Source organism: Paenarthrobacter sp. TE4293, from assembly GCF_050435325.1.
GTDB classification, from domain to species: Bacteria; Actinomycetota; Actinomycetes; order Actinomycetales; family Micrococcaceae; genus Arthrobacter; species Arthrobacter nitroguajacolicus_C.
In genome coordinates, this window is the sequence record NZ_JBNJRY010000010.1 from 1 (window position 1) to 26,583 (window position 26,583).

The 26,583-nt window shown below is 63.6% G+C and carries 20 protein-coding genes; 12 read left to right on the forward strand and 8 right to left on the reverse strand.

What is annotated here, in order from left to right:
* Positions 1-320 precede the first annotated feature (320 nt).
* The 5 genes from trxA to QF015_RS18365 form a co-directional block, all read right to left on the reverse strand.
* The gene (trxA, locus tag QF015_RS18345) at positions 321-647 is read right to left on the reverse strand and encodes a thioredoxin (RefSeq protein ID WP_014923339.1); all 327 of its coding nucleotides are present in this window, start codon (positions 645-647) and stop codon (positions 321-323) included.
* A 34-nt stretch (positions 648-681) separates the two neighbouring features.
* On the reverse strand, positions 682-1,638 hold the full coding sequence (gene trxB / locus QF015_RS18350) for a thioredoxin-disulfide reductase (RefSeq protein ID WP_310208156.1): 957 nt from the start codon (positions 1,636-1,638) through the stop codon (positions 682-684).
* 201 nt (positions 1,639-1,839) lie between these two features.
* Positions 1,840-3,525 (reverse strand): ABC transporter substrate-binding protein, encoded by a 1,686-nt coding sequence (locus QF015_RS18355; protein WP_429390371.1) that lies wholly within the window; start codon positions 3,523-3,525, stop codon positions 1,840-1,842.
* 141 nt (positions 3,526-3,666) lie between these two features.
* Entirely contained in the window at positions 3,667-5,679 is a 2,013-nt protein-coding gene (gene murJ, locus QF015_RS18360) for a murein biosynthesis integral membrane protein MurJ (RefSeq protein ID WP_429390372.1), read from the reverse strand.
* A 26-nt stretch (positions 5,680-5,705) separates the two neighbouring features.
* Positions 5,706-6,209: an NUDIX hydrolase gene (locus tag QF015_RS18365; RefSeq protein ID WP_026541026.1), complete on the reverse strand. Its 504-nt coding sequence runs from the start codon at positions 6,207-6,209 to the stop codon at positions 5,706-5,708.
* A gap of 196 nt (positions 6,210-6,405) precedes the next feature.
* On the opposite strand from QF015_RS18365, the gene QF015_RS18370 reads away from it, so the two are divergent.
* From QF015_RS18370 to QF015_RS18390, 5 genes are all read left to right on the forward strand, one after another.
* The gene (locus tag QF015_RS18370; protein WP_429390373.1) at positions 6,406-7,875 is read left to right on the forward strand and encodes a CCA tRNA nucleotidyltransferase; all 1,470 of its coding nucleotides are present in this window, start codon (positions 6,406-6,408) and stop codon (positions 7,873-7,875) included.
* On the forward strand, positions 7,872-8,453 hold the full coding sequence (locus QF015_RS18375) for a histidine phosphatase family protein (protein WP_089597061.1): 582 nt from the start codon (positions 7,872-7,874) through the stop codon (positions 8,451-8,453). The genes QF015_RS18370 and QF015_RS18375 overlap by 4 nt, the downstream gene beginning before the upstream one ends.
* Before the next feature lie 613 nt (positions 8,454-9,066).
* The gene (locus QF015_RS18380) at positions 9,067-9,207 is read left to right on the forward strand and encodes a hypothetical protein (protein ID WP_310208145.1); all 141 of its coding nucleotides are present in this window, start codon (positions 9,067-9,069) and stop codon (positions 9,205-9,207) included.
* A gap of 165 nt (positions 9,208-9,372) precedes the next feature.
* Positions 9,373-10,875, forward strand: a complete 1,503-nt coding sequence (locus tag QF015_RS18385) for a glycosyltransferase family 87 protein (RefSeq protein ID WP_429390374.1) — start codon at positions 9,373-9,375, stop codon at positions 10,873-10,875.
* A gap of 6 nt (positions 10,876-10,881) precedes the next feature.
* Entirely contained in the window at positions 10,882-12,327 is a 1,446-nt protein-coding gene (locus tag QF015_RS18390; RefSeq protein WP_429390375.1) for a phytoene desaturase family protein, read from the forward strand.
* An 18-nt stretch (positions 12,328-12,345) separates the two neighbouring features.
* Here QF015_RS18390 and QF015_RS18395 read toward each other — a convergent pair whose 3' ends face one another.
* On the reverse strand, positions 12,346-12,951 hold the full coding sequence (locus QF015_RS18395) for an NAD(P)-dependent oxidoreductase (RefSeq protein ID WP_310208137.1): 606 nt from the start codon (positions 12,949-12,951) through the stop codon (positions 12,346-12,348).
* Between the two features lie 96 nt (positions 12,952-13,047).
* Between QF015_RS18395 and QF015_RS18400 the strand changes: the two genes are divergently transcribed.
* Positions 13,048-13,446 carry a winged helix-turn-helix transcriptional regulator gene (locus tag QF015_RS18400; RefSeq protein ID WP_429390376.1) on the forward strand — a complete coding sequence of 133 codons (399 nt, stop codon included), beginning with the start codon at positions 13,048-13,050 and terminating at the stop codon, positions 13,444-13,446.
* Position 13,447: 1 nt separating this feature from the next.
* Here the strand turns inward: QF015_RS18400 and QF015_RS18405 are convergent, their stop codons facing one another.
* The gene (locus QF015_RS18405) at positions 13,448-14,152 is read right to left on the reverse strand and encodes an ABC transporter ATP-binding protein (RefSeq protein ID WP_429390377.1); all 705 of its coding nucleotides are present in this window, start codon (positions 14,150-14,152) and stop codon (positions 13,448-13,450) included.
* A 24-nt stretch (positions 14,153-14,176) separates the two neighbouring features.
* Positions 14,177-15,256: an ABC transporter permease gene (locus QF015_RS18410; protein WP_429390378.1), complete on the reverse strand. Its 1,080-nt coding sequence runs from the start codon at positions 15,254-15,256 to the stop codon at positions 14,177-14,179.
* 195 nt (positions 15,257-15,451) lie between these two features.
* Between QF015_RS18410 and QF015_RS18415 the strand changes: the two genes are divergently transcribed.
* From QF015_RS18415 to QF015_RS18440, 6 genes are all read left to right on the forward strand, one after another.
* Positions 15,452-16,729, forward strand: coding sequence for a sensor histidine kinase (locus QF015_RS18415; RefSeq protein ID WP_429390379.1), 1,278 nt, complete (start codon positions 15,452-15,454; stop codon positions 16,727-16,729).
* A complete protein-coding gene (locus tag QF015_RS18420; protein WP_429390380.1) occupies positions 16,726-17,382 on the forward strand; it encodes a response regulator in 657 nt (218 codons plus the stop codon). The genes QF015_RS18415 and QF015_RS18420 overlap by 4 nt, the downstream gene beginning before the upstream one ends.
* A 147-nt stretch (positions 17,383-17,529) precedes the next feature.
* Positions 17,530-21,378: an NPCBM/NEW2 domain-containing protein gene (locus QF015_RS18425; RefSeq protein ID WP_429390381.1), complete on the forward strand. Its 3,849-nt coding sequence runs from the start codon at positions 17,530-17,532 to the stop codon at positions 21,376-21,378.
* A 106-nt stretch (positions 21,379-21,484) separates the two neighbouring features.
* On the forward strand, positions 21,485-23,482 hold the full coding sequence (locus QF015_RS18430) for a penicillin-binding transpeptidase domain-containing protein (protein WP_310208594.1): 1,998 nt from the start codon (positions 21,485-21,487) through the stop codon (positions 23,480-23,482).
* 14 nt (positions 23,483-23,496) lie between these two features.
* Positions 23,497-24,753, forward strand: a complete 1,257-nt coding sequence (locus QF015_RS18435) for an FAD-dependent oxidoreductase (protein ID WP_429390382.1) — start codon at positions 23,497-23,499, stop codon at positions 24,751-24,753.
* 95 nt (positions 24,754-24,848) lie between these two features.
* The gene (locus QF015_RS18440) at positions 24,849-26,531 is read left to right on the forward strand and encodes an ABC-F family ATP-binding cassette domain-containing protein (RefSeq protein ID WP_310208118.1); all 1,683 of its coding nucleotides are present in this window, start codon (positions 24,849-24,851) and stop codon (positions 26,529-26,531) included.
* Positions 26,532-26,583: the final 52 nt, after the last annotated feature.

A 26,583-nucleotide genomic window follows, 5' to 3' on the forward strand; every position in this document is an offset into this window, starting at 1 on the left:
GGCTGGAGCGCGTCAACGGTGAGAGGGGATCGGGCTGGAGCGCGTCAACGGTGAGAGGGGATCGGGCTGGAGCGCGTCAACGGTGAGAGGGGATCGGGCTGGAGCGCGTCAACGGTGAGAGGGGATCAAGTTCTGCCTACCCCAGGTAGGGAGAACCGGAATCCCGCCAATCGAACTGTCTGAAGGCTTCCATGCGAACCGCAACCAAGAAAGTGAACGAATTTGGTTCAATGTCCTGGAAACACCAAAAAAGCCGGCGATCACCACTCCCTGAGGAGCGGCGACCGCCGGCTTGATTGAATCAGAGGTAAGAATTCAACCTAGGACAGGACGTCCGCGAATTCCTTCTCAAAGAACTGCTTCGGCTTGGCGCCGATGACGGTGCTCTTCACTTCTCCCCCGCTGAACAGGTACACGGCCGGGATGGACGTGATGCCGTATTCGGCGGCGATGGCCGGGTTGTCGTCGACGTTGAGTTTCACGACGTCAACCTTCTCGCTGTATTCAACGGAGATCTCGTCGAGGATGGGGCCGAGCTTGCGGCACGGGCCACACCACTCTGCCCAGAAGTCCACGATGACCGGCTTCTCGGAAGCCAGGACATCCGTGCTGAAGCTTGCGTCAGTTACGTCTTTTGCGTTGCTCATAACTATTCCCTTCGTATGGTTGCTTGGATGCAGCTTAGGAGTTCAGGTCTGCGAGGTAGTGCTCGACATCGAGGGCAGCCACACAACCGGAACCCGAAGCCGTGATGGCTTGGCGGTAAGTGGGATCGATGACGTCACCAGCAGCGAAGACACCCTTGATGTTGGTCCGGGAGCTGCGGCCCTCGACGGCGATGGTTCCCTCAGGAGTCAGATCGACCTTGCCCTTGACGAGATCCGTGCGGGGGTCGTTGCCGATGGCCACGAACACACCGGTGACGGCGAGCTCGGACTCGGTGCCATCCACCAGGTTCTTCAGCTTCAAGCCTGTGACCTTATCCCCGCCCAGAACGTCCTCAACGGCGGTGTTCCACACGAAGTTGATCTTTTCGTGTGCCTGGGCGCGGTCGCCCATGATCTTGGAAGCCTTGAGGGTATCGCGGCGGTGAACAACAGTGACGGACTTCGCGAACTTGGTGAGGAACAGTGCTTCCTCCATGGCCGAGTCGCCACCGCCGATCACGGCGATGTCCTGGTCCTTGAAGAAGAAACCGTCGCAGGTTGCACACCAGCTCACACCGTGGCCGGAGAGACGCTTCTCGTTCGTCAAGCCGAGCTCGCGGTATGCCGAACCAGTGGACAGGATAATGGCCTTCGCTTGGAAGGTCTCCCCCGTTCCGATGGTCACGGTCTTGATGTCGCCATCGAGATCCAGCTCGGTGACATCCTCGAACAGGATCTCGGTGCCGAAACGGGCGGCCTGCTTCTCGAAGTTCTCCATGAGATCCGGACCCATGATGCCCTCGGGGAAGCCCGGGTAGTTTTCCACGTCCGTGGTGTTCATCAGCTCGCCACCAGCGGTGACGGAACCGGCAATGAGCAGAGGCTTCATGTTGGCACGGGCGGTGTAAACAGCGGCTGTATAGCCGGCAGGGCCTGAACCTACGATGATGACGTCACGCACCTGCGATGCGCTGTTTTCTGCAATGCTCACGTGGCGTGAACCTCTTCCTTAGTCGATGCTGCGGCTTTCGGGGCAGCCACCTGACTCAACCCCTGTTGCGCCCCAAATATTCCGTTGGAGTTGGGGACCCTAAAAGCCACCACCATTCAGGGTACCGTCTGGACTCACGGCAAATCGAAGTGGGGACCCCCATGACCGGGAGTCCCCACTGCGTGAAAGAAAGGAACGGAGCTACTGAACAGTGACCTCTGCCAAGCGGAGGCCGAATCCGAAGCGGGTCTTCGGTGCGGCCAGCTTGGGGAGTGCCTTGATGTCCACAATGATGTACTGGGTCTGCGTGGGCGCGGCCAGGGGCACGGTCAGCTCAGGTGAAGTGAAGCTGTTGGTGCCGACCAGCTTGGCGCCGTCCATGGCAGGGCGGTCGTTGGTGTAGACGCTGATGCTGCCGCCGGATCCACCCAACTGATTAAGGACGATGGACTTGACCTCAGTCTTTTCCTTGAGCTTGATGACCAGCGGCATGTTGGTGACGAGGCCACCCCAGTCGGCCGTGGCGAACTCCATGTCTGACCAGTAACTTGCCGCATTGCCGTCGAAGGCCCTTGCGAGGTCCTTGTCGTAGGTTGCTGCGAAGGGGAAGTCGCCCAGTCGCGTGATGCCCTCAATGGCGGGCGGCGTAGCCGGAGGCGCGGTCTCCGTGGGGGTTGGTTCCTCGGACTGGGTACTGCTGGCCTGAGGCGTTGAGGTGCTCTGCGTCGCGGCAGGTGTTCCGCTGGGGAGGAGACTGCCCAGGTTGGTGACAGCGAGGACAAGCCCCACGATCAACACGGCTGCGAGCAGGCCGCCCACGAGCCAGCGAAGGGATCGCGGCTCTTTCTCCGGGGCTTCGTCCTCGTAGACTTCCTCGTCGTCGTAGTCGTCCTGCACAGCAGCCGACGCCGGGAAGCGATTGGGGGCGCGATCGTAACCGGTGTCCGAGGTACCCCGCGCAGCGGCGGCTCCCCCAGCAGCAGCGGCGGCGCCACCAGCACCAGCACCACCGGCAAATCCGTAGTCCTCCTCGGACCACAGGGAAACCTTGGGTTCGGCCGGTTCGCGTGTCGGAGCCGGCTGCGAAGTGACGGCCTGGGTGGGAGGCTGGGAAGGTGCAGCTGGAGCGGTGGGGGCCGGCTGCGAGGTCACGGCCTGGGTGGGTGGCTGAGCTGACGCACCAGAAGCAGAATCCGGACCCGCAGCAGAAGCAGAACCTGCAGCGGCAGTACCGGCGGCCGCACCGGCGTCGTTGTTCCTGGACGTCGAATTCTTCAGCGCGGCGAGGCCCGCTGCTCCGGCACCCGCGGCGGCAGCCAGCTTGCCGGCGATGCCGCTCTTGGACGATGACGGGCTGGAAGCGGGCATGGGAGGCACATTGCCACCCTGGGAGCCGGCCTCGGGCTCGTTATCGCCTTCGGACGGAATGGGGTAGCCGTTTTCGTCGTACTGGATGTATTCGGCGTCGTGTTCGTCGTCTTCATACAGGCCGTCGTATGTCTCGGGCTCGTAGGTGCGTGCTTGACCGAAGATCTCACTGCCGAGCGTCTCGGTGAAGAAAGGCTCGATGTACGGCGGGTTGGTCGCAACCACCAGATCCAACAAATCAGGCGCTGTGCTGTGGTTGGTGATGAGGTACGTGGTGTTGTCGCTGACGCCGAGGTCCAGGATCTGGACGTGGCCGGGGCGCTCCCCCGTGGCGACTTCGCGGGCACTCTGCGCAACCTGCTCTGCGTTTCCGGGTCCGGCGACAAGGATGCTCACGGGACGGTTGAGGACCTGGTCCACGCCGTCGAGCACCTGATCTTGGTCATGCGAGGTCAACACATTGGCCGTGACCTTGTAGCGGCCGCCAAGTACTGATCCGACGTCGATCGGGTGGGACACGTGTTCCTCCTAGGCTGTCCGGGAGTTGCGGGTCCTGCATGCGACTGGCCCGGCGAGCCGGTTCAACCGCTTTTGCAACTACCTGTATTCGTTTTCTAGCCTAGCCGATTGATGCCCTGCGCCCATGTTGGCGGCACCGGCTCACTTCCCACGGTTTCCGTGGGTCGGGAAGTAGGGATTGCGTCCGGCGTCGCCTTGGTACGTGCGCCGCCCCGGCAAGGGCACCTGCGGGCGGAACCTGCCGCCACGCGCCGTGCTGGGCGTGTGTTCCTCCGGCAAGTAGGTTTTCGGCGCATCCGGCAAGGCAGGGGCGGGCACGGAGGGAACGCGTTCCGGGGCCGGCCCGGCCCGGTAGGACGCAGCGTCGAACTCGCCCGAGATGCGCGGGATCAAGCCGGTATCGTCCGAGACCGTGGCGCGGGCCGCCGTCGTGGGTTCCACGACGGCACCGGAAATCGGTTCTGGTGCGCCGCGGCCCAAACGGCCCATCAGGGGACGCATGAGGTCGCGAAGTTCGGTCACGTGGAAAACGCGCAGCAGGACCAGGTAGGCGAGCAGCATGACGGGCCCGACGACGACTACCGTCACCAAGGCGGCCGGGCGGCTGCTCCACGCGAAACCGTCGGCACGGTAGCTGCCCAGGAGCCACAGCGCACCGGCGCCGGCAAGCGCAGAGCCGAGGCCTGCGTAGCCCATCCGGATGTACGAATTGGCGATGCGCGGACCGTCGAGGTGCCCCAGCATGCGGCGCAGGAACACCACGCTGATGACCACGGAGAGGATATTGCCCAGTGTGTAAAGGATGGCGATCGCGTAGATGATCTGGCCCACGGGGAGGAACTGGATGAAGAACGCGCCCACCACGTAGATGATGGCCAACCACAACTGCACATACAGGGGTGTGCGGGCGTCCTCGTTGGCGTAAAACACCCGGGACATCATGAAGTTCGCGCTCAGGAAGGGCGTGCTTAGCGCAAGGATGGTGAGCGTCTGGGCCAGCATGACGCCGTCCTGTGGCTTTCCGCCGGAGAAGAACATGCCCAGCGGACCGGCCAAGGCGAACAGGGCCAGGGCACCGAAAACGGTAGCGACGGCCATGGTGCGCAGTCCGTGCGACAGGGCGTCGCGCAGCTCGGCCTTATTGCCGTCCTGGGACGCGCGCGTCATGCGGTTGAAGAGAACGGTGGCCAGCGACAACGCGATGATGGAGTGCGGCAGCAGGTACAGTTGGCTCGCAACTTCCAGGACCGCGTTGCCTGGCAGCGTGGAAGCTGCGATCCTGTCACCGGCGTTGTCCAGGCGGAGCCGCTCGGCACCCGGGATGGTCGCGATCCTCATGACATAGAGGAACGCCAGTTGGCCGACGGCGGCAGTCGCCAACGTCCATACGCTCAGCTTGGCAGCCTGGCCAAGTCCCACACCGCGCCAGCCGAAGCGCGGACGCAAACCAAGGCGCAGGCGGAAGACGGGGATCAGCAGGATGGCTGTCTGGGCGATCACGCCAAAGGTAGAGAAACCGGCAATGAGGAACGTCTGCGTGGGGCCCCAGTTGTCCAGGGTGTGCGGGTTGTCGATGTTGGCGCCGAGGATCCAAATGAACATGCCCAGGCCGGCGATGGCCACCAGGTTGTTGAGGATGGGCGCCCACATGGCGGGTCCGAACGCACCGTGGGCGTTCAACACCTGGGTGAGCAGGGCGTAGAGCCCGTAGAAGAAGATTTGCGGCAGGCACCAGAGCGCGAAGGTAACAGCCAGGGCCTTCTGCTGTTCGGAGTAGCCCTGGGTGGTGAGGTCGATGACCAGCGGCGCGGCGAGGGTCACCAGCGCCGTCAACGCCAGGAGGACCAGCACCGCCAGGGTCAACAGGCGGCTGATGTAGTCTGCGCCGCGGTCCGGAGCCTTGCTGGCTTTGATGATCTGGGGAACCAGGACGGCATTGAACACGCCGCCGGCTACCAACAGGAAGATCAGGTTCGGCAGGTTGTTCGCGTTGATGAACGTGTCATTGACCGTGGAACCAAGGCCCAGTGCGACTCCGAGCATCCATGTTTTGGCGAAGCCAAGGAACCGGGAAACGAGCGTTCCTGCGGCCATGATGGCGCTGGAACGGGCTTCGCCGGATTGGACGGACTGGGTGGTTTTCGCTTCAGACATCGCCTTTATCGTCCCACGTACCCGGGTCAGAGGTGTTCTGGCAGCACTTCCCGTGCCAGGTCGGCGATGCGGCGTTCGTTCGGGAAGGACAATTTGCGGGCAAGTTCCTGGATGGGAACCCACGCCGCGTCCACGGCTTCCTGGTCGGGGTCGTTCTCAATGGTCAACTCGCCGCCGGTTGCCTGGAGCAGGAAGTGGTGCACCGTTTTATGGACGCGGTGGCCGCTCACGGTGAACCAGTAATCAATGCTGCCGAGGGGCGCCAGGATGCTGCCTTCGATGCCGGTTTCCTCGGCGATCTCTCGGACAGCTGCTTCTTCGTTGTTCTCGCGGCCTTCCGGGTGGCCCTTGGGCAGGCACCACTCAAGCCGGCCACCCCTATTAAGGCGGGCAATGATCGCAACCCGGAGTTCGCCGTCGGAGGTGTCTACTACGACGCCGCCTGCCGACACTTCCTCCACTGTGGGAAGCGAGGCCTGGACCGGGTGCTGCTGGGCAGGCGCGACGTGCGCGCCGATTGCCGACGGCAACGGTGCGTTTGTCCTCCTGCCAGGAGCGCTCGGGATCGGGTTGGCCATGAGGTCCACTCTAACGACTCTTGCCCCGGAGTGATGACCGGGACATGGCCACAAGATGGACTGCAGGAGATGCTCCGCGGACACATGCCTGATTTCGCATGGAACAGTGGCCCAATGCTGCGCAAAAATCTGCCAAGCTTAAGGAACTATGGCGCACGTATTGGACAGCTCTTCAGTTAACTTCACCATCGATCCGGTGGTGCTCGACCTCGGGCAGCGCTTTGTCGATGCCGGCTTTGAGCTGTCCTTGGTCGGTGGCCCCGTGCGCGACCTCTTCCTGGGAAGGACATCCCCGGACCTCGACTTCACCACCGACGCCACACCGGACCAGACCATCGCCGTCATCAAGAAGTGGGCTGATAATTTCTGGGAAATCGGCCGCGCCTTCGGCACCATCGGAATGAAGAAGAGCGGCTTCCAGATTGAGATCACCACCTACCGCGCGGAGGCGTACGACCCCGATTCGCGCAAGCCGGTGGTGGCGTTCGGCAACTCCCTGGTGGACGACCTGCTGCGACGCGACTTCACCATCAACGCCATGGCGCTGAGGCTGCCGAGCCTGGAACTCGTGGATCCCTTTGGTGGCGTCCGGGACCTCCACGCCTCCGAGCTTGCCACGCCCGGCGCGCCGGAAACGTCGTTCTCGGACGATCCCCTGCGCATGATGCGCGCGGCCCGATTCGCTTCCCAGCTCGGCGTGTCGGTCCACGACGACGTCCGGCTCGCCATGTCGCAGATGGCCGACCGCATCAAGATCATCTCGGCCGAGCGCGTCCGCGAAGAGCTGGTCAAGCTTATTAACGGAGCGCACCCCCGCGTAGGAATCGACCTGCTGGTGGACACGGGCCTCGCCGAGTTTGTCCTTCCCGAAGTCTCCGCGTTGCGCCTTGAAGCAGACGAGCACCACCGCCACAAGGACGTGTACCAGCACTCGCTGCAGGTCCTGGAGCAGGCCGCTGCCTTGGAAACGGGTCCTGACGGCCCGGTGCCCGGTCCCGACTTCGTGCTGCGGTTCGCCGCGTTGATGCACGACGTCGGCAAGCCGGCTACGCGCCGTTTTGAACCGGGCGGCGCGGTGAGCTTCCGACACCACGACGTTGTGGGGTCCAAGCTGACCGCGAAGCGAATGAAGGCACTGCGTTTCGACAACGACTCCATCAAGGCGGTCTCCCGCCTGGTGGAACTCCACATGCGCTTCTATGGGTACGGCGATGCGGGCTGGAGCGATTCCGCGGTCCGTCGCTACGTGACCGACGCCGGTCCCCTGCTGGAGCGCCTGCACCGACTCACCCGATCCGACGTCACCACGCGTAACCAGCGCAAGGCCGACCGCTTGTCCTTCGCATACGATGACCTTGAGCAACGCATCTCGGCGCTCTTGGAACAGGAATCACTGGCGGCTGTCCGGCCTGATCTCGACGGCGCGCAGATCATGGCGCTCCTGGGACTCAAGCCCGGGCCTGTGGTCGGACGGGCCTACAAATTCCTCCTGGAGGAACGGATGGAACACGGGCCGTTGTCCGCCGAGGAAGCCGAGCAGAAGCTCTGGGCATGGTGGGAAGCGCAACCCGAGTCCGCCGTCGTCGAGCCTTTGACCGAAACTGAGGAGCCCTCATGAACGCTGCGACTTCCCCACGTCCGCAACTCTGGATCCTTCGCCACGGCGAGACGGAATGGTCCAAGAGCGGCCAGTACACCGGCCTGACGGACCTTCCCCTCACTGTTGAGGGTGAGCAGCAGGCAGTGGAGGCCCGCAAGGTCCTGGAAGGCATCGACTTCGACCTCGTCCTGACCTCGCCGCTGCGCCGGGCACGACGCACCGCAGAACTCGCCGGTTACCCCGAGGCCGTCCACGAGCCACTGGCGGTCGAATGGAACTACGGTGACTACGAAGGCATCAGCTCCGACCTCATCCGCAAGGACAACCCGGACTACCTCATCTGGACCGATGGTGTGCCCAACGGGGAAACGCTGGACGAAGTCGCCGCCCGGGCCGACAAGATCATTGGCCGCGTCCTGGAATCCGGAATGGACAATGTCCTGGTGGTGGCACACGGGCATTTCTCCCGGATCCTCACCGCGCGATGGCTGGAAATGGACGCCCGCGAAGGACGCCATTTCATTCTTGGAACTGCGAAGGTCTGCACGCTCGGCTGGGATAAGCGCACGCCGGCAATTGTCCGCTGGGGCCTCTGAAACACGAATTCAGAAAAACTTTTGGCAAATTAGTCAATTGTGCTGGTCAAATCCCCTGTTGATGGGGTAGCTTATATCTTGTTCCCAGAGCGACCTGCCGGGAACCAGGCGCGCATTCCCCGGTTCAGTCAGCCGGGACAATGCCACAGCAGGCTGCTTATCAGCCGGAAAAGGAGGTTGGGAAAAATGATTACTTTGACTAGCGGACGGAAGTTGACCGTCACTGCTACCCCGGCCTCTGCTGATGATCGACGCCATTTTTGCTCTCTGACCCACTCCTGAACCATCCGGACCGGCCCTGACGCCGGCGGAGTTTCATGGTCGGCCACTCTCTGTGGTTGGCCTTCTGAGTAGTCAGTTGTAGGCGCGGACCCACGCAGCATGCCGCGGGTGCGCAGTTTCCCCAAAGTTCGGAACCAGCTTCTTGTTGGGTCGACTGCCGGAAGCACGCGCAATTGTGCACGACGATTCGGGTTTTCCTGATTCGGTCCGCTTTTATCCCCTTATTAGCCTCGGCTATTTGTGCCCCTTTAGTCCTTGTTTTCATGTGAATTCATGTGGCTTTAATTGTTGCGCCCAAATTCCGATTTTCTTCCCGGAAAGGAGGTGAACCATGCGAAAACGCACGGAAGACATGCGCTTCTTCAAGAGCACCGATGCTCCCAAGGACCGCACCCTGTTCAACGGCCAACTGTTGGACCAGCGCCGTGAAGACGTCTACGTTGTCCTGCACCAGATGGGACTCATCCGTTGATGCCCTGCAACCGCCCCTAAGGAGTTCAGGTGCCACACTTTCATGCTGAACCTCAAGGAGCCCACGCGGCTACGCGTGGGCTCCCCCCTTTTAAGTGGAGTGTTGGCGGTTGGCATCCTGCCGGGTGTGATGCTCCAGGCCAAGGCGTGACTGTAAGCTCGATCCATGCAGGAGACGAAGCCGCACCGGCAGCAAAAGCGTGCCCGCTTTGTGGTTCCCAGCCGCAGCGACTCTCTGCTTCGGAACTTCACGGAGCTCATAGGCGGCCCTTTGGGAAGGCACACGTCGCCAGGCAAGGTCTCCTCCGGGCCGTTCACCGTTGAGCGTGTCCTCATCGTCGTTACTGTGGTCGCCGCGCTGCTCGCGGTCCTCGCCAAGGACTACTGCCGGGTCAATGGGTGGCAAACGCCTGGCCAGTTCTACGCCACGTGCTACTCCGATTTCCCGGAGCTCTTCAAGAACCGTGGCCTCGGTGACGGAGTGTTCCCCTTCTTCACGCAAGGCAGCCTGTTCGAGTACCCGGTCCTCATGGGGATCATTGCCGGCATCACCGCCTTGTTGGTGCCGGGCCAAGGGGTGGGCAGCGAACGCATCCTGGGGTACTTCGATATCAACGCCGCACTGATCGTGGCGGTCTGGATCGTCACCGTGCTCCTCACAGCCAGGATCAACAAGCGTCGACCATGGGACGCCGCGATGGTGGCTGTAGCTCCCGGGATCATCCTTGCCGGGTTCATCAACTGGGACATGTGGGCCGTCGGGTTGCTGGCCCTGGGGATGTACTTCTTCTCACGGGACAAGCTGATCCTGGCCGGTGTGTGCATTGGGTTGGGGACGGCGACCAAGCTGTATCCCGTGCTGATCCTTGGCGCTGTGCTGGTGCTGGCACTGCGTTCCGGCAAGCTGCGGACGTTCTTCGTCACCGCGGGGGCAGCCCTGGCCTCATGGCTTGCAGTGAACCTGCCCATCGCCGCGATGAACCCCTCAGGCTGGCGATACTTCTTCGAATTCACGCAGGAACGCCCCGCCGGGTACAGCTCACCGTGGTTTGCCTACAACCTTGTGGCAGACCGGGTCCAGTGGATGCAGATGAACGCGGCAACCATCAACTCCCTGGCACTCTACCTCTTCGTCCTGGCCTGTGCGCTCATTGGTGCATTGGCACTGTGCGCACCGAGGCGGCCCCGGATAGCCCAGTTGGTTTTCCTGATCGTTGCCGCGTTCATCCTCACCAACAAGGTCTACTCGCCGCAGTTTGTCATCTGGCTCATCCCGCTCCTGGCACTGGCCCGGCCACGCTGGCGCGACTTCCTCATCTGGCAGGCTGCTGAAGGGCTGCACTGGGCGGCCATCTGGATGTACTTGGGCCAAGCCACCAGTGGCGGCTCCGTCCAGCACAACATCGACATGTCCTACTACGTCCTTGCCGTCGGCCTGCACATGACTGCGACCGCATACCTGATGGTGCGCGTGGTGATGGACATCCGGGATCCTGCCCAGGACCCGTTGCGCATCAACGGTGAGGACGACCCTCATGGAGGGCCTTTCGATGGGGCCCGGGACTGGTTGAGGATCGACCTCTTCCATCCTTCACGATCCCGGATACCGTGGCGTGGCAACCCCAGCGTCCCAGCATCGGAACCCCAGCAGCCCAGCGAACGGAGGTAAGCAGCAATGGGTGATGTCGCCGTCGTCGGGGCCGGTCCCAACGGTCTGGCCGCCGCCGTGGTCATGGCCCGCGCCGGCCTGGATGTCCACCTTTACGAGGCAGCAGAGGCAATCGGCGGTGGTTCCCGCACCAAACAGCTGATCGAACCGGGCTACCTCTACGATGTCTGCTCTGCCGTGCATCCGATGGCCTTGGCGTCACCGTTCTTCCGGGCCTTCGAACTTTCCCAGCGAATAGAGCTGCGGATTCCCGAAGTTCAGCACGGCACTCCCCTGGACGTGGGTGGCGCGGCGTTGGCGTACCAGTCGCTGGAGCAGACGGTGCTGGAGTTGGGCGCCGACGGTGAGGCCTACCGGCGGCTGCTGGGACCCCTGCTGTCGCGGGTCAAAGGAGTGGTGGACTTTACGTCCAACCAACTCCTGCGCATCCCGAAGGACCCCCTGGCGGCCGTCATGTTCGGGCTCGCCACCTTGGATCAGGGGACGCCGCTTTGGACCCGCCGCTTCCAGGAAGAAGCTGCACCTGCCCTGCTGACGGGCGTGATGTCGCATGCACTCGGTTCGCAGCCGTCCCTCAGTTCAACCGGTGCCGGCCTTCTGCTCAGCGTGCTGGCCCACGCGGAGGGCTGGGCCATCCCTGTTGCCGGCTCGATGTCCATCGCGACGGCCATGGCTGACGACCTGACGGCGCACGGCGGAACCATCCACGTCGGTGAACGCGTCGATTCGCTGGATCAGGTCCGTCCAGCGAAGGCCATACTGCTGGACGTTGCGCCGCCGACGCTGGCCCGGCTCGGCGGACAGGAGGTCCCCGATCGATACCGGCGGGCCCTGGAAACATTCCGGTTCGGGAATGCAGCGTGCAAAGTGGACTTCATCCTGTCCGGACCCGTTCCGTGGATGGACGCCGGACTTGCGAAGGCAGGAACGGTGCACGTGGGTGGATCCCGGCGTGCGATGGCGGAGTCGGAGAATCTGGTGGACATGGGCAAGCACCCCACGGAGCCCTATGTCCTGGTGTCCCAGCCATCTGTGGTGGACCCCACCCGGGCACCGGAGGGCCGCCACGTCCTGTGGACCTATTGCCACGTCCCTGCCAACTCCACGGTGGACATGGCAGAAGCCGTCACGGCCCGGATTGAGAGGTACGCGGCGGGCTTCCGGGACGTTGTGGTCGCTTCACAAACCACGACGGCGGCGGAACTGGCTGCTTATAACGAGAACTATGTTGGGGGCGATTTCAGCGCCGGGCTTTTGGACCTGCGAGGCCTGGTACAGCGGCCAGTGGTGTCCAATGTGCCGTGGCGGACGCCGATGCCCGGCGTGTATCTGTGTTCGTCGTCTACGCCACCCGGGCCCGGTGTGACAGGAATGCCCGGGTACCACGCAGCAAAACATGCCTTGAAAGACATCTTCGGGAAGCGGGTACCCGGGCTGGGCCTGGGACTGTAGCCGGCCGGTTGGCCGGTGTTAGTTGGCGGCGGTGAAGCGTGCGCGGCGGTGTGCCGGGCTTTCGATTTCGTCCAGCATGGCTACGGCGTAGTCCTGCGTGGAGATGCTGCCACCGGCCGGTGAATCCTTGGCCACGGAGTATTCGCCGGTGCGCTCACCCGGCTGGATGACGGGGGCAGGAGCGAGGACTGTCCAGTCCAGGGACTCCGGGGCCTGCTTCACGGCTTCGAGGGCCTTGGCCGCCGTGGTGGCCTCCGCCTTGTAGGCCTCGGGGAAGTCCGGGGAATCGAGGAGGCGCACGCCGTCGATCTCGAGTGTACCGGCGCCGCCAACGATCATGAGTCGGGTGCCTTCGGCGTTGCTGTACGCGGTGGCCATGGCGTCGAGCCATTCTGCATGGTCTCCGCCGGTGCGGCTGGGACCCGTAGCCAGCACTACGACGTCGTGCTCTTTTGCAATGGAGGCGAACGTCGTACCGTCGGCCTGATCTGCTGCCTGGGCAGCGGCTCCGGGAACCTCTGCACCCTTGCGGGAGATGGCCGTGACTTGGTGGCCGCGGGTGATGGACTCGTTGACGATTTGGCTTCCGACCATGCCCGTTGCGCCGTAGACTGCGATTTTCATTGCTTTCCTTGGGGTTGGTATCCTTGCAATAACACAAAGGTATCTATTGGATACTGATAGCTTCAAAGAAACCTAGTTACCTCAGGGATACTGACCATGGACACCAAAGAACTTCCCGCCAACATCCTGGACCCCAACTGTCCGTCGCGTGTGATCTTCCAGCGCATCGGCGACAAGTGGGCATCGTTGGTGATCCAAGTGTTGGGCGACGGGCCCGTGCGTTTCTCCGAACTTCGCAAGATGGTCAGTGTGGTCACCCCCAAAGTCCTGACCCAAACGCTGCGTGCGCTGGAACGCGATGGACTGATCACACGGACCGTTCACGCCCAGGTGCCGCCACGGGTGGACTACGAACTGACGGCCATGGGTGAATCCCTGCTGCAGCCGTTGTCCATGCTCCGTCAGTGGGCAGAGAACCACGTCCCCACCATTATCGAAGCCCGCGATGCCTATGACGACGCGCAGGACGATGCCCTCCTCGGCTCACCCAGCTGAGTTACCTGGTTGGGGTGGGGGACGGGATGGACGCGCGGCTGATGCCTCCGTCCCGCATGGTTGCGACTGCGTCTGTGAGGGCAAGGAAGCCGGTGTCGTGGGTGACCATCACCGTCGCCGTTTGGAACTCGTCCGTGACCTGCCGCAGAAGGCGAACGATCGACTCGCTGCGTTCGTGATCCAGCGCCGCAGTCGGTTCGTCCACCAGCAATACCAATGGATTGCCCATGAGCGCCCGGGCAATATTCACCCGCTGGCGCTGACCACCCGATAACTGGTGAGGACGCTTCTTCGCTTCCCCGGTCAAGCCCACTACCTCCAGTAACTCTTCCGCCTTGCGGCGGCTCGCTCCCAGTGGATTGCCCCTCAAGTGGTCACGGATCATCAACTGTTCGACGGCGGTCAGTGCGGGCAGCAGGTTGGGTTGCTGGAAGATGATGCCCACCTTGTCCCGACGCAATGTTGTGTGGTCGGCCTCCGTGAGCGTAGAGACCTCCTGCCCATCGATCAGGACCCTCCCGGCCGTGGGTTTGACCAGCGTGGCCGCGACGGCGAGCAGGGACGACTTGCCGGATCCCGAAGGGCCCACCAAGGAGAGGAATTCACTCCGTCGGACGGTCAGATCGACGGCGTCGAGAGCTTTCAGGACGGAACCGCCGTCCGGGTACTCAAGGGTGACGTTGACAAGGTTCAGCGCAGTAGTCACGATGTATGCCTTTCCGGGAAAGTATTAGTTGCCGCCGAGGGCAAGAAGAGGATCGACGGAGGTGACCTTGCGGACGGCGAGGACGGCGCCGGCCAACCCCAGCACGACAATTCCCAGGACAGGAACCAGCGTGGTCAAGGGAGTAATCAGGAACGGGGCAGCCTGGGCAGCAAAGACTCCTCCGACGAGGCCCACGGATCCGCCCACGACGGCGCCCGCCAGAAGGACTACGGCCGCCTGGGCCAAGGCATCCTTCAGGACGTAAGCGGAGGATGCGCCCAATGCCTTGAGCACAGCGATGTCCCGGGTTCGCTGCACGGTCCATACCGTGAGGAACGCAACGATCACCAGCGCAGAGATGCCATAGAGAAATGCCTGCATCAGCATGAGTGATCCGTTCTCACTCTTGTACGAAGCCAGCGCTTGGAACGAAGCCACCGGATCCATGCTGACCGTGCCGGCCGCAGCGTTGGCGGCGTCGAGATCCAAGGAGGTTCCGGCGTCGTGCGTGATGGCCAGAACGGTAGCGGTGCCGGGTGCCGCATGCGCGATGGTCCGCCAGGACCCGAGGGTGGTCCAGACGACGCCGGTGTGCGAATACCACTGGTCATCAACAACGTCCCTCACGGTGAGTTCCGTGGCGCCAATGCGCGCGCGGCTGCCCGCTGTCAGGGACAGCTCCTTGGCCAGTGAATTGCCGATGACCACTGTCCCGTCTTCCACAGTCGATGGCGCGGCTCCCCCGCCGAAGACGGCAACGTTGGCCGTTCCACGTGGAGCACCGGAGCCGTCCAGGGGCTGGAACCGTGTTTGGCTGATTCCCATGGCCTGCGCGGACGAAACGCCCGGCTGTTCCCGCCAGGACTCCAGTTGCGCCGCGGAAACCTCCGACTCGGTGTACGAGGCTTTGGGGTCGTTCCCTGGAGGAGCTCCGAAGACGATCTGCTGTGCGGGCAGCGCTGCAATGGCCGACGTCGACTGGTTGCCCAGGCCGGCTGTCAACCCGGACAGCATGACCAGCAGCAACGTAATCAGGGCGACGACACTGCCCATGAGCGCGAACCGCCCCTTGGCCCAACGGATGTCGCGGATGGCGAGAAACATCGAATTCCTTTGCTTGGATGCGGGCTTGGTCCCGGCTCCATCAACTCTTCCGGCGATGGGTCCGGTGCACATCGTGAGCGGGATGGATTGGCGGGCGACGAGCGGTTGAGCCGGCGATCATCCGAATGGTTGATTCAGGTGTCACAGCACGGAATTCAGGCATTGCCGGGAAGTGGCGGGGATACGCTGGGAGGCATGCAATCCACCGGCGCCGCCACGATCCTCCGCGTGCTGCGGGTGTGCCTGCACGTGGGCTTCGCGGTGCTGCTGTTGGTGGCCGTTGTGCGCTTGCTGACCGGAGCCGGCACTGCAGCCTCGCCCTCCCCGGTAGCTGTGACGGCGGGGCTGGGTTTATCTGCGCTGCTGGCCTTGGTGTATCTCGCCGGAACAGTTCTTGAGAAGCGCCACGCAGGCGATGCCTCCCGGTTCAACCCTGCCCGGTATGCACGATGGTGGCTGTCCGCGGTGATGGTGCTGTGGCTGCTTCTCCTGCTGGTCAGTGGCGACTTCGCCTGGGTGGCTTTTCCCTTGTTCTTCCTCCAGCTTCACGTACTCCCCCGGCGTCTTGCCCTCCCTGCGATTGCGTTGAGCACGGCCCTCCTGGTGGGTGCCCTGTGGTTCCACGGCAGGGGATCGGCCGACGGCGGTTTGCAGCTCGCGATGGTTCTGGGGCCGGTGTTCGGGGCGGGTTTCGCGGTGGTCACGGGACTGGCGTACCGGGCGTTGTTCCTCGAAGCGGAGAACCAACGGACCGTTGCCGACGACCTGCGCCGGACGCGGGCGGAACTCGCCCAAACCCAGCACGAGGCAGGGATGTTGGCTGAGCGTGAACGGTTGGCCCGCGAAATCCACGACACCCTGGCCCAGGGGTTCTCCAGCATCATCCTGATGGGCAGGTCTGCGGAGAAGGCCCTGGACGATGGGGACGCGCAGGCAGCCAAGGAGCGGTTGAGGATCGTGCAGGACACTGCGTCGACCAACCTCGCGGAGGCCCGGAGCTTTGTCCGGGACCTGCGGCCGCCGGCCTTGGAGGAGTCCGGCCTGGTGGAGACCTTACGGAGGCTTTGCGGGAAGACAGAGAGCGAAGCCGCCGCCAGGGGGACCGCACTGCGGTGCCGGTTCGAGCTGGTGGGGACGCCCGTTGAGTTGCCCCAGGCGTTCCAGACCACCCTGCTCCGGGCCGCCCAGGCGTCCCTGGCGAACGTGTGGGCTCACGCCCGCGCACGCGCCGCCGTCGTGACCCTGTCCTTCCCCGGTGCCGAAGTGACGTTGGACGTTTTCGACGACGGCAAGGGTTTCGAGCCGTCGACGGCCTCCGGGACCACCCGTGGCGACGGCACCGGCGTCGGACTCAAAAGCCTGCGCGAGCGGCTGGCCGCGCTGAACGGCAGCTTGGAGATCGAGTCGGCACCCGGCGAAGGTACCGTAGTGGCCATCCGCGTACCGCTGCCGGCAGATGAAGGTGTTGCATGAGCGAAATCCGGGTCCTGTTGGTTGATGACCATCCCGTGGTCAGGGCGGGCCTCCGGGCCATGTTGGCGGATTTCCCGGGAGTAGCGGTGGTAGCCGAAGCGTCGGACGGGGACGGCGCGCTGGCTGAGTTGGGCAGGCTCCACGCGCTCGGAGAGCCTGTGGACCTGGTGCTTATGGACCTGCAGATGGGCAGTGGCATGGACGGGGTCACGGCTACCGCCAAAATCAAAGCGGGCGACGCCGGGACTCCCCCGCCGCCGGTCCTGGTTCTGACCACGTATGACACTGACGCCGACATCCTGGCGGCAGTTGAGGCCGGAGCAAGCGGCTACATGCTCAAAGACGCCCCGCCGGAGCAGCTCAGGCAAGCTGTGCTGTCTGCGGCGGCGGGTCAAACTGCCCTGGCGCCTGAGGTTGCGGCACGGCTCATGGGCCGGATCCGGAATCCCGCTCCGGCGTTGAGTGCCCGGGAGGTCCAACTTCTGGAGCTTCTTGCCACGGGGATGAGCAACCGGGCCATGGCCAAGCAGCTCTTCATTTCCGAGGCCACCGTGAAGACCCATTTGGTTCACATCTACTCGAAGCTCGGAGTGGATAACCGCACGGCTGCCATTGCCGTCGCCACTCAGCGCAGGATCATCCGCAGGCACTGACTTTTCAATCCGGGCTTCCCCGAGTGAGTGACGGCAAAACGCATTTTTGGTGAAACGGTTGACCTTTTGGCTTTTTGCGGTGACGATTAGTGCACGTTTCGCTATGAGTTAGATCACAAATTGTCACTCGTCGAAAGTTGGCCCCCTATGTCCGCACCCTCCTTGGGCCTGTCCGGCGCTGCCCCCAACAGCTCCGGACGAGCCATAAAAGGTTCGTTAGCCAGGAAGGCCGCATCACTCGGCCTCGCCTCCCTCCTTCTCGCAGGAGCCATCCCCGCACTGACCTTTACGGCAGCCGCGCATGCCGCACCGGGCGACCCCGCCGCCATCAAGGCGGTCACTCCCGAAGTACCTGTCGATGCCGCCGGAGTACCTCTCGGTGCGGTGATGGGCTTCACCCAGTCCGGCAACGTCGTCGACCTCTCCGCCGACAAGGGCGCCCTCCGTGTCACGTTCCTGGACGACGGCAACTTCCGCCTGGAAGCGGACCCCAGCGGCAAGTTCACAGACCCGGCCAACACAGACCAAGGCGACCCGGCCCGGACATCCAACATCGTGGTGGGCAAGGACAAGTTCCCCGGGACCACACCAACAGTCACGGACGGTGACTGGCTGATCATGAAAACCGCCAGGATCAGTGTGGGGATCAACAAGGCCACCACCCAGCTGCGCGTCGTCCGGGCTGACGGTTCACTGGTCCTTGAAGAGTCGGCGCCCATCACCTTCGGCGCCACTTCGGCCACCCAGCATCTGGCCCAGCAGGACGGCGAACAGTTCATCGGCGGCGGCATGCAGAACGGCCGGTCGGTGCACACGGGCGCCCTGATCAACATCGCCAAGAACTTCGACTGGGACGACGACGGCTATCCCAACGCCGTCCCGTACTACATGTCCTCCATGGGCTATGGCGTTCTCCGCGACACGTTTGCCCGCGGGTCCTACAATTTCGGCGGACAGCCCACCACCACGCATGAGGAAAAGCGCTTCGACGCCTACTACTTTGTGGGTGACTACAAACAGTCCCTGGGTGCCTACACCACCTTGACCGGCAAGCCGATGATGCCGCCGGTCTACGCCCTGGAATACGGCGACGCGGACTGCTACAACCGTTCCAACCCCGGCTATTCGTCCTCCGGCTACGGGGATCCCGACGGTGCCAAGCAGCGCACACCGGACGCGATCAAGACGGCGCGGAAGTTCGTCGAGAACGACATGCCCGCCGGCTGGATGCTGGTCAACGACGGCTACGGCTGCGAGTACCAGCAGCTCCCGGAAACCGTGAGCAGCATCGAGGAAGAAACCGACCTCAAAGTTGGCCTCTGGACGCAGCGTTCCCTGACCAACCAGGAATACGAAGTGGGCGAGGCCGGCGTTCGGCTCCGGAAGCTCGACGTCGCGTGGGTTGGCCAAGGTTACCGCCAGGCCCTCACCGGTTGCGAAGCGGCGCACGACGGTATTGAGCAATACTCAAACGCGCGTGGCACCTCGCTGATGGTTGAAGGCTGGGCTGGCTCCCAGCGCTGCGGCATGCAGTGGACGGGTGACCATTCAGGAAACCTCGACGCCGTCCGCTGGCAGGTCCCGGCCCTCACCGGTGCCGGCAACTCGGGCTTGGCATTCACCACCGGCGACGTTGACGGCATCTTTGGCGGCTCCGCCGAGTCCTATGTCCGCGACCTCCAGTGGAAAGCTTTCGCTCCAGCGCTCTACTCCATGTCCGGCTGGGCTGCGACGGACAAACGTCCGTGGCTCTATGGCGACGACGCCACGGCCATCAACCGCAAATACCTGCAACTCCGCCAGCAGCTCATGCCCTTCATCTACTCGTTGGCCCAGGAATCCTCGGCCACCGGAGTTTCGATGATGCGCTCCATGCCCCTCGAATTCCCGGACCAGGAATGGTCCTACGGGGCCGAGGCGAACAACCAGTTCATGCTCGGCTCCGACTTCCTGGTGGCTCCGGTCTTCACCCAGACCGATGTCCGCAATGGGATCTTCCTCCCGGCAGGCCAGCAGTGGGTGGATTACTGGACCGGCAAGCTCTACCAGGGTGGCCAGATCCTCAACGGCTACAACGCGCCGCTGGACAAGCTGCCGGTGTTCGTTCGCGCCGGCGCGGTGGTCCCGCAAGGCATCGTCGCCCGCAACGCCTCCCTGGTTCCGGAAGATTCCATGATCACCCTGGACGTCTACGCCAAGGGCCAGGACACGTTCACTCTGTACGAGGACGACAAGGTCACCCGCGAGTACAAGGACGGCAAGTCGTCCAGCCAGCTCTTCTCCGTGGACGCTCCAGGCACTGGAAACAGCAGCGTCAAGGTGTCCATTGGTGAACGAAAGGGCGAATACACCGGCAAGGCCGCAGCCCGGCCTTACGAATTGAAAGTCCACGCGGGAGCAGCTCCCAAGGACGTCAAGATTGGTGGAACCAAACTCACGCAGCACTCCACCCAGGCCGCCTATGCCGCTGCAAGCACGGGTTGGTTCTTCGATGAAGCCAACAACGGCACCATCTGGGTCAAGACAGGCTCCATTTCCTCCAACCAGTCCGCCACGGTCCAGCTCCAGCAGGCCGGTCCGCTGGGAGGCAAGAGCCAGGAGGACACCGCCGCCGAAGTCCGCGTGACCACCGGCCAGCAGGTCTTCCAGGACCAGGAAACAACAGTCACTGCGGCGTTCGTGAACACCGGAACCAAGGCGAAGACGAATGTGGTCCTCACGCCGGTTCTCCCTGAGGGCTGGACAGTCGTTTCGTCCTCCGGAGCAACTGCCGCCAAGGTCGAAGGCGGCGCTACGGCAACTGCCACGTTCGTCATCAAACCCGGCTCCAGCGCCAAGGCGGGCCAACAGACCGTGCGGGTTTCGGCGTCGTACACTGCTTCCGGCTCACCCCAAACGGTGACCGGCGGCAACCAGATCTACGTCGCCTATGGTTCGCTGGCCGCCGCGTACAACACCGTTTCGGTCACCACGGTGGCAGGCAAGGCACTCGGAAACTTCGACGGCGGAGGGGCCACCTTCGCTGCCGAGCAGTTGGCTGCCGCTTCGGTACCGGCAGGTGGTGTCCGTCCGGGCAGCACGGTGACGGTGGACGCCGGAAAACCCACGCAGGTGGACTACACCTGGCCGTCCGTTGGACCGGATGTTCCCAACTCGGTGGCACTGTCGGCCCAAACCATTTCGGTGAAAGGTAAAGGCACGCACCTCGCCGTTCTGGGATCAGCGGCGGTGGGCAACGGCACCAGCCCTGTCTTGACCCTGAACTACGCTGACGGGACCTCGGAGACGCAGTCCATCTTCTTCCCCAACTGGTTGCAGCCTTCCGTGCTGAACGGTGCCGTGCTGGCAGTCTCCGAGCAGGGTCGCAACAACGCCAACGGGCCGTCCCCGGAGTACACGCAATACAAGTACCAGGCGTTCTCCAACACCGTCCGCCTGAACCCCACCAAGGAGTTGGCGTCCGTGACCCTGCCGACGGATACCCGGGTGAAGTTCTTCGACTGGAAAATCACCTCCCAGCCGCTGCCGAACGTCCCGGCGGGCTCTGTGTATGCCTCCGAAACCCCGTGGGTCCAGGCGCTCAACGGCTACGGCGTTATTGGCAAGAATGTGGCGAACAAGGACTCGGCGTCGTCTCCGGACAAGCCGCTGGCCATCAACTACACCGACCCGGCCACCGGGCAGCAGCCGGTGTTCACCAAGGGACTGGGCGTCCACGCTGCCTCGAAGATCACGTATTACCTGGGCGGCAAATGCACCTCGTTTACCTCGCAGGTGGGCCTTGAGAGCGGCTTCGGCGGCAACATCATCTTCAAGGTCAACGCCGACGGCGTGAACAAGTACCAGTCGCGCACCTACACTCCCGGGTTTGCTCCGGAATCGGTGTCAGTGGACCTGACGGGTGTGGCATACGTGGAGCTGGTTGTTGACCCGTCCGGTTCAATCAACGGCGCGCATGGGGTCTGGGGTGATGCCAAGTTCACTTGCGTTCCATAACGGGCCCGTTCCGACAGCCGTCGCTTGCCGCCTCTTCCCGGGGATGGCAGGCGGCGGCTGTCCGCTTCCCGGGCACAACAAGAAACTGTCAGTGGAACGGGGCATAATGGCGCAAATGGGGAAACTGAAAATGCAGCAGGGTTTTGTTGTTGGTCTCGTGGCGCTCGTCATGGCTGGTTCACTGACCGCTTGCGATGACGGCCGTGCCGGCGCGGAGAGTGCTGCCAAGCAGCTCGCCTCCTCCTTGGCAGCGCTCGACGTCGGCTCGCTCGCCGTGGAGGGCAAGGACGCTGCCGCGGCCAATGATGAACTGAAAGCCGTTTTCCAGGGCCTCGAGGCGAAGCCTTCGGTTGCGTCCGGCGATATAAAGCTTGAAGGCGATACCGCCACTTTCCCCCTTAACTACAGTTGGAACATCGGCTCGGCCAAGTGGGAGTACAGCTCCGAGGCCACCTTGAAGAAGTCGGGCGACAAATGGGCGGTTCAGTGGAGTCCGGCCCTGTTGGCGCCGGAGCTTTCCGACGGTGAGACGTTGTCGGTCAAGACTGTTCCTGCCCAGCGCGGTCAGATACTTGGCGCAGGCGACGCTCCGATTGTTGAGGACCGGCCCGTTTTCCGGGTGGGTATCGACAAAACCAAGATTCCCGCTGAGCAGGCCGACGCATCGGCCCGTGCCATGGCGGCGCTGCTCGGCTTGGATGCCGAAGAGTACGCCAAGCAAGTAGCTGCCTCCGGACCCCAGGCTTTCGTGGAGGGCCTCGTCCTCCGTGCGTACACAGCAGACATCACCGAGGCCAAAATCGAGGCGATACCCGGAGGCGTCAGCATCCTGGACTCCATGGCCTTGGCACCCACACGCACCTTTGCCCGTGCCTTGCTGGGGAGCGTAGGCCAAGCCAGCGCAGAGCAGATAGAGAAATCCAACGGAGCCCTTCGTGCCGGCGACACCACGGGTACCGGCGGTCTGCAGCAGAAGTATGACTCCCTCCTGCGTGGCAAAGACGGCGTGGAAGTTGTGGCTGCGCCGGCCGGGAAGACCGACGGAGAAACCCCCGGTACCAAGGTGTTCTTCTCGTCGCTTCCCGCGCCCGGCACCACTCTCAAGACCACCTTGGACCTGAAACTTCAGCAGTTGGCCGAGGAAACGTTGGCCGGCGTTGAGCCCGCCTCCGCGATTGTGGCCCTCAGGCCCTCCACCGGCGCCGTGCTTGCCGCTGCGTCCGGACCAGGCAGCAACGGCTACAACACTGCGCTGTTGGGACAGTACGCACCCGGTTCCACTTTCAAGATCGTCGATTCGCTGGCGATGTTCCGCAACGGTGCCACCCCGGATTCCAAGGTCGAATGTCCCTCAACGCTGACCGTGGACGGCCGCACCTTCAAGAACGCAGAGGGCTACCCCGAAACGTCGCTTGGCTCCGTGGCTTTGAGGGATGCGTTTGCGCACTCCTGCAACACTGCCTTCATCAACGCCCGCGAAACCGTCAGCCAGGACCAACTTGAATCGGCTGCGCAAGCGTTGGGCGTGGCAGTGGAAGCACCCAAGTTGGGTGCGGACGCTTTCCTCGGCTCCGTGCCGGGCGCCGCTGAAGGCACCGAGCACGCCGCCTCCATGATCGGTCAGGGCAAGGTCCTCTTTTCCCCACTTTCCGCGGCTGTCATGGCTGCCTCTGTCGCAAACGGCGCCCCGGTGTCACCGCAGCTGGTGCTGAACGCCGACGCTGCGCAGAACCCCAGCTCCGCTGCCACGCCCACCGAAAGCGGCTCCGCGTCGCCGTCGGCGGACTCTGCTTCGGCCAGCGCGCTGCCTGCCTCTCCCGCCTCCACCAAGCCGATCACCAAGGAAGAAGCCGCGGCGCTGTCCGACATGATGCGCGCCGTGGTCACGTCCGGCCACGCCGGCTTCTTGGCCCAGGTGCCCGGCGCCCCCGTGGGAGCAAAGACGGGCACCGCGGAATTCGGCAACGACAATCCGCCGAAGACACACGCCTGGATTGTGGCCACGCACGGCGACCTGGCAGTGGCAGTGTTTGTTGAAGACGGCGGGCTGGGTGCGACCACCAGTGGGCCGTTGCTGAAGTCTTTCCTGACTGCGGCGGGCTGATACGGAGGCGGACCATGGCGGCGAGTACCCAGTGTGTGGTGGTCGGCGGAGGGCCGGCAGGGATCGTACTGGGACTGTTGCTTGCCCGCGCCGGCGTGAGGGTCACGGTGCTGGAGAAGCACGCCGACTTCCTGCGTGACTTCCGGGGCGACACTGTGCACGCCTCGACGATCCGACTTCTGGACGAGCTGGGCTTGGGAGAGGGCTTCAGGGCACTGCCGCAGAGCAGGCTGGGGAATTTCCGGTTGCCTGTTGCCGGGGGTGATCCGGTGGTGCTGGCCGATTTCGGACTGCTCAAAGAGCCGTACAACTACGTGGCCATGGTGCCGCAATGGGACCTGCTGAATTTCCTGGTCGAAGCGGCCCGGCAGGAACCCACGTTCACGGTGCTGATGAACACCGAGGCCACGGACTTGCTGCGCGACGATTCGGGCGCGGTGGGTGGGGTGCGGTACCAGACGCGTGATCCCCTGACGCGTGCCGTGGTGGGAGGCGGCGAACTGAGGGCATCCTTGACCGTTGCATGCGATGGTCGCGGCTCCGTGCTTCGATCGCAGGCCGGGTTGGTTCCGCGGGAATTTTCCGTGCCGTTTGATACGTGGTGGTTCCGGCTCCCGCGCCATGCCAACGAGGACGAGCCCGTGGCATCCATAGCGCCGCGCTTTGGCACTTCCGACGTGCTGTTGAGCCTGACCCGCAAGGACTATCACCAGATCGCTTATCTTGCTGCCAAAGGCTTGGATCCCCGGCTTCGTGCTGAGGGTGTGGAGGCCTTCCGTGGGAGGGTTGCCCGGTTGCGGACAGACCTCGCCGACAGGGTAGGTGCCATCGAATCCATGGACGACCTCCACCTCCTGGACGTGAAGCTCAACCGGCTGTCCCGCTGGCACAAGCCGGGACTGTTGCTTATCGGCGATGCAGCCCATGCGATGTCCCCCGCCGGCGGTGTAGGAATCAACCTTGCCGTGCAGGACGCGGTAGCGGCAGCGCGCATCCTCGCGTCGCCCCTGTTGAAGGAAACGCTCGACGACGGCCACCTCGCCGCGGTGCAGAAGCGGCGCTGGCTTCCCACGCTTGTGGTTCAAACCTTCCAGCGGATATTGCATCGGGTGGTCTTCGCGCAGGTCATGGCCGGAAAGCCGCCGAAGCCTCCCAAGCCGTTGATCTTTGCGTTGCGCACATTTCCTGCCTTCGGGAAGCTCCCTGCGCGGATGATCGCCTTCGGCCCGCGTCCGGAGCATGCGCCGGAGTTCGCCCGGCGTAAGCCCTAGCCGCCAGTCGCGGTTCGCCACGCCCGAGCCAGCCGTCCCGCGGCGGACGATTGCCGCCGTCGAGCGTTAATACCGTGCCGTGGGAGGATTGAAACGTGGCCCATATTGACGTTTCCGGCATCGACTACTTCCTTTCCGACGGCACCCAGCTGCTCAACGGGGTGACCTTTAAGGTCCCCGACGGCACCAAGACAGCGCTGATCGGGCCCAACGGAACGGGTAAGACCACGCTGTTCAAGATCATCTCCGGCGACCTCACGCCGGACGAAGGTGTTGTGGGCCGTTCGGGCAACATGGGCATCATGCGCCAATTCGTGGGCCAGGTCCGTGACGACTCAACGGTCCGCGACCTCTTGGTGTCCACGGCGCAGGCCGGGCTCGCAGCAGCCGCCAAGGCCGTCGAAGAAGCCGAGCTGGCCATGATGGAGCACGACGACGAACCCACGCAGATGAAGTACGCCCAGGCGATCGTGGACTGGGGCGATGCCGGCGGATACGACGTTGAAACCGTGTGGGACGAAGTCTGTATGGCTGCCTTGGGTATTTCCTTCGACAAGGCCCAGTTCCGTCGTGCCTCCACGCTGTCCGGCGGCGAGCAGAAGCGCTTGGTGCTCGAAGCCCTGTTCGCCGGGCCGGATGAGCTCCTTCTCCTTGACGAACCGGACAACTACCTTGATGTCCCCGGCAAGCGCTGGCTGGAGGGCAAGCTCACCGAGTCCAAGAAGACGGTGCTGTTCATCAGCCACGACCGCGAGCTGCTCAACAACGCCGCCGGCCGCATCGTGACACTGGAACCAGGCATCAACGGTGCCGGTGCGTGGATCCACGGTGGAGGCTTTGGCTCCTACGTCGAGGCCCGCGCCGATCGAAACGCCCGGTTCGAGGAACTCCGGAAGCGTTGGGATGAGGAGCACGTCAAGCTCAAGGAACTCGTCAACATGTACAAGAACAAGGCTGCCTTCCGCTCCGACATGGCCAACAGGTACCAGGCGGCGCAGACCAGACTGGCCAAGTTCCTTGAGGCGGGCCCGCCCGAGGCATTGCCCATCGAGCAGAACGTGAAGATGCGGCTTAAGGGCGGCCGTACCGCCAAGCGTGCCGTCGTGGCGGAGAAGCTGGAGTTGACCGGTCTCATGAAGCCGTTCTCCACGGAGATCTGGTTCGGAGACCGGGTGGGCGTCCTGGGTTCCAACGGTTCAGGCAAGAGCCACTTCCTGCGTCTTCTCGCGACCGGCGGTACCGATCCGGAGCGCGAGCACCTGCCGGTATCCGACGTCGTCATCGCTGAAGTCCCGCACGAAGGCGTGGTGAAACTTGGTGCGAGAATCAGGCCCGGCTTCTTTGCGCAGACGCACGTCCGTCCGGATCTGCTGGGCCGGACCTTGCTGGAGATCCTGCACCGGGGCGACGAACACCGCTCGGGACTTCCGCGTGAAGCTGCTGCCGGAGCCTTGGATTCGTACGGACTGGCCGGCCAGTCGGAGCAGAAGTACGAGTCGTTGTCCGGTGGCCAGCAGGCACGGTTCCAGATCCTGCTCTTGCAGCTGTCCGGCGCCACGCTCCTGCTGTTGGATGAGCCCACGGACAACCTGGACCTGCACTCGGGCGAAGCTTTGGAGCGGGCCATCGATGCTTTCGAGGGCACCGTCCTGGCCGTGACCCACGACCGCTGGTTCGCCAAGTCCTTCGACCGTTTCCTGATCTTCGGATCCGACGGCAAGGTCTACGAATCGGAGGAACCGGTGTGGGACGAGAAACGTGTGGAGCGCGCCCGCTAACCTGGACCCTCTCTCACCTAACGCCCCCTTTTGGCCAACGCTCGCTCACTTG

Excerpts from the sequence above, each read along its gene's own strand:
- trxA (WP_014923339.1), bottom strand. The coding sequence starts at position 647 with ATGAGCAACGCAAAAGACGTAACTGACGCAAGCTTCAGCACGGATGTC.
- murJ (WP_429390372.1), bottom strand. The coding sequence starts at position 5,679 with ATGTCTGAAGCGAAAACCACCCAGTCCGTCCAATCCGGCGAAGCCCGT.
- QF015_RS18370 (WP_429390373.1), top strand. The coding sequence starts at position 6,406 with ATGGCGCACGTATTGGACAGCTCTTCAGTTAACTTCACCATCGATCCG.
- QF015_RS18375 (WP_089597061.1), top strand. The coding sequence starts at position 7,872 with ATGAACGCTGCGACTTCCCCACGTCCGCAACTCTGGATCCTTCGCCAC.
- QF015_RS18380 (WP_310208145.1), top strand. The coding sequence starts at position 9,067 with ATGCGAAAACGCACGGAAGACATGCGCTTCTTCAAGAGCACCGATGCT.
- QF015_RS18385 (WP_429390374.1), top strand. The coding sequence starts at position 9,373 with ATGCAGGAGACGAAGCCGCACCGGCAGCAAAAGCGTGCCCGCTTTGTG.
- QF015_RS18390 (WP_429390375.1), top strand. The coding sequence starts at position 10,882 with ATGGGTGATGTCGCCGTCGTCGGGGCCGGTCCCAACGGTCTGGCCGCC.
- QF015_RS18395 (WP_310208137.1), bottom strand. The coding sequence starts at position 12,951 with ATGAAAATCGCAGTCTACGGCGCAACGGGCATGGTCGGAAGCCAAATC.
- QF015_RS18400 (WP_429390376.1), top strand. The coding sequence starts at position 13,048 with ATGGACACCAAAGAACTTCCCGCCAACATCCTGGACCCCAACTGTCCG.
- QF015_RS18410 (WP_429390378.1), bottom strand. The coding sequence starts at position 15,256 with ATGTTTCTCGCCATCCGCGACATCCGTTGGGCCAAGGGGCGGTTCGCG.
- QF015_RS18415 (WP_429390379.1), top strand. The coding sequence starts at position 15,452 with ATGCAATCCACCGGCGCCGCCACGATCCTCCGCGTGCTGCGGGTGTGC.
- QF015_RS18420 (WP_429390380.1), top strand. The coding sequence starts at position 16,726 with ATGAGCGAAATCCGGGTCCTGTTGGTTGATGACCATCCCGTGGTCAGG.
- QF015_RS18425 (WP_429390381.1), top strand. The coding sequence starts at position 17,530 with ATGTCCGCACCCTCCTTGGGCCTGTCCGGCGCTGCCCCCAACAGCTCC.
- QF015_RS18430 (WP_310208594.1), top strand. The coding sequence starts at position 21,485 with ATGGCGCAAATGGGGAAACTGAAAATGCAGCAGGGTTTTGTTGTTGGT.
- QF015_RS18435 (WP_429390382.1), top strand. The coding sequence starts at position 23,497 with ATGGCGGCGAGTACCCAGTGTGTGGTGGTCGGCGGAGGGCCGGCAGGG.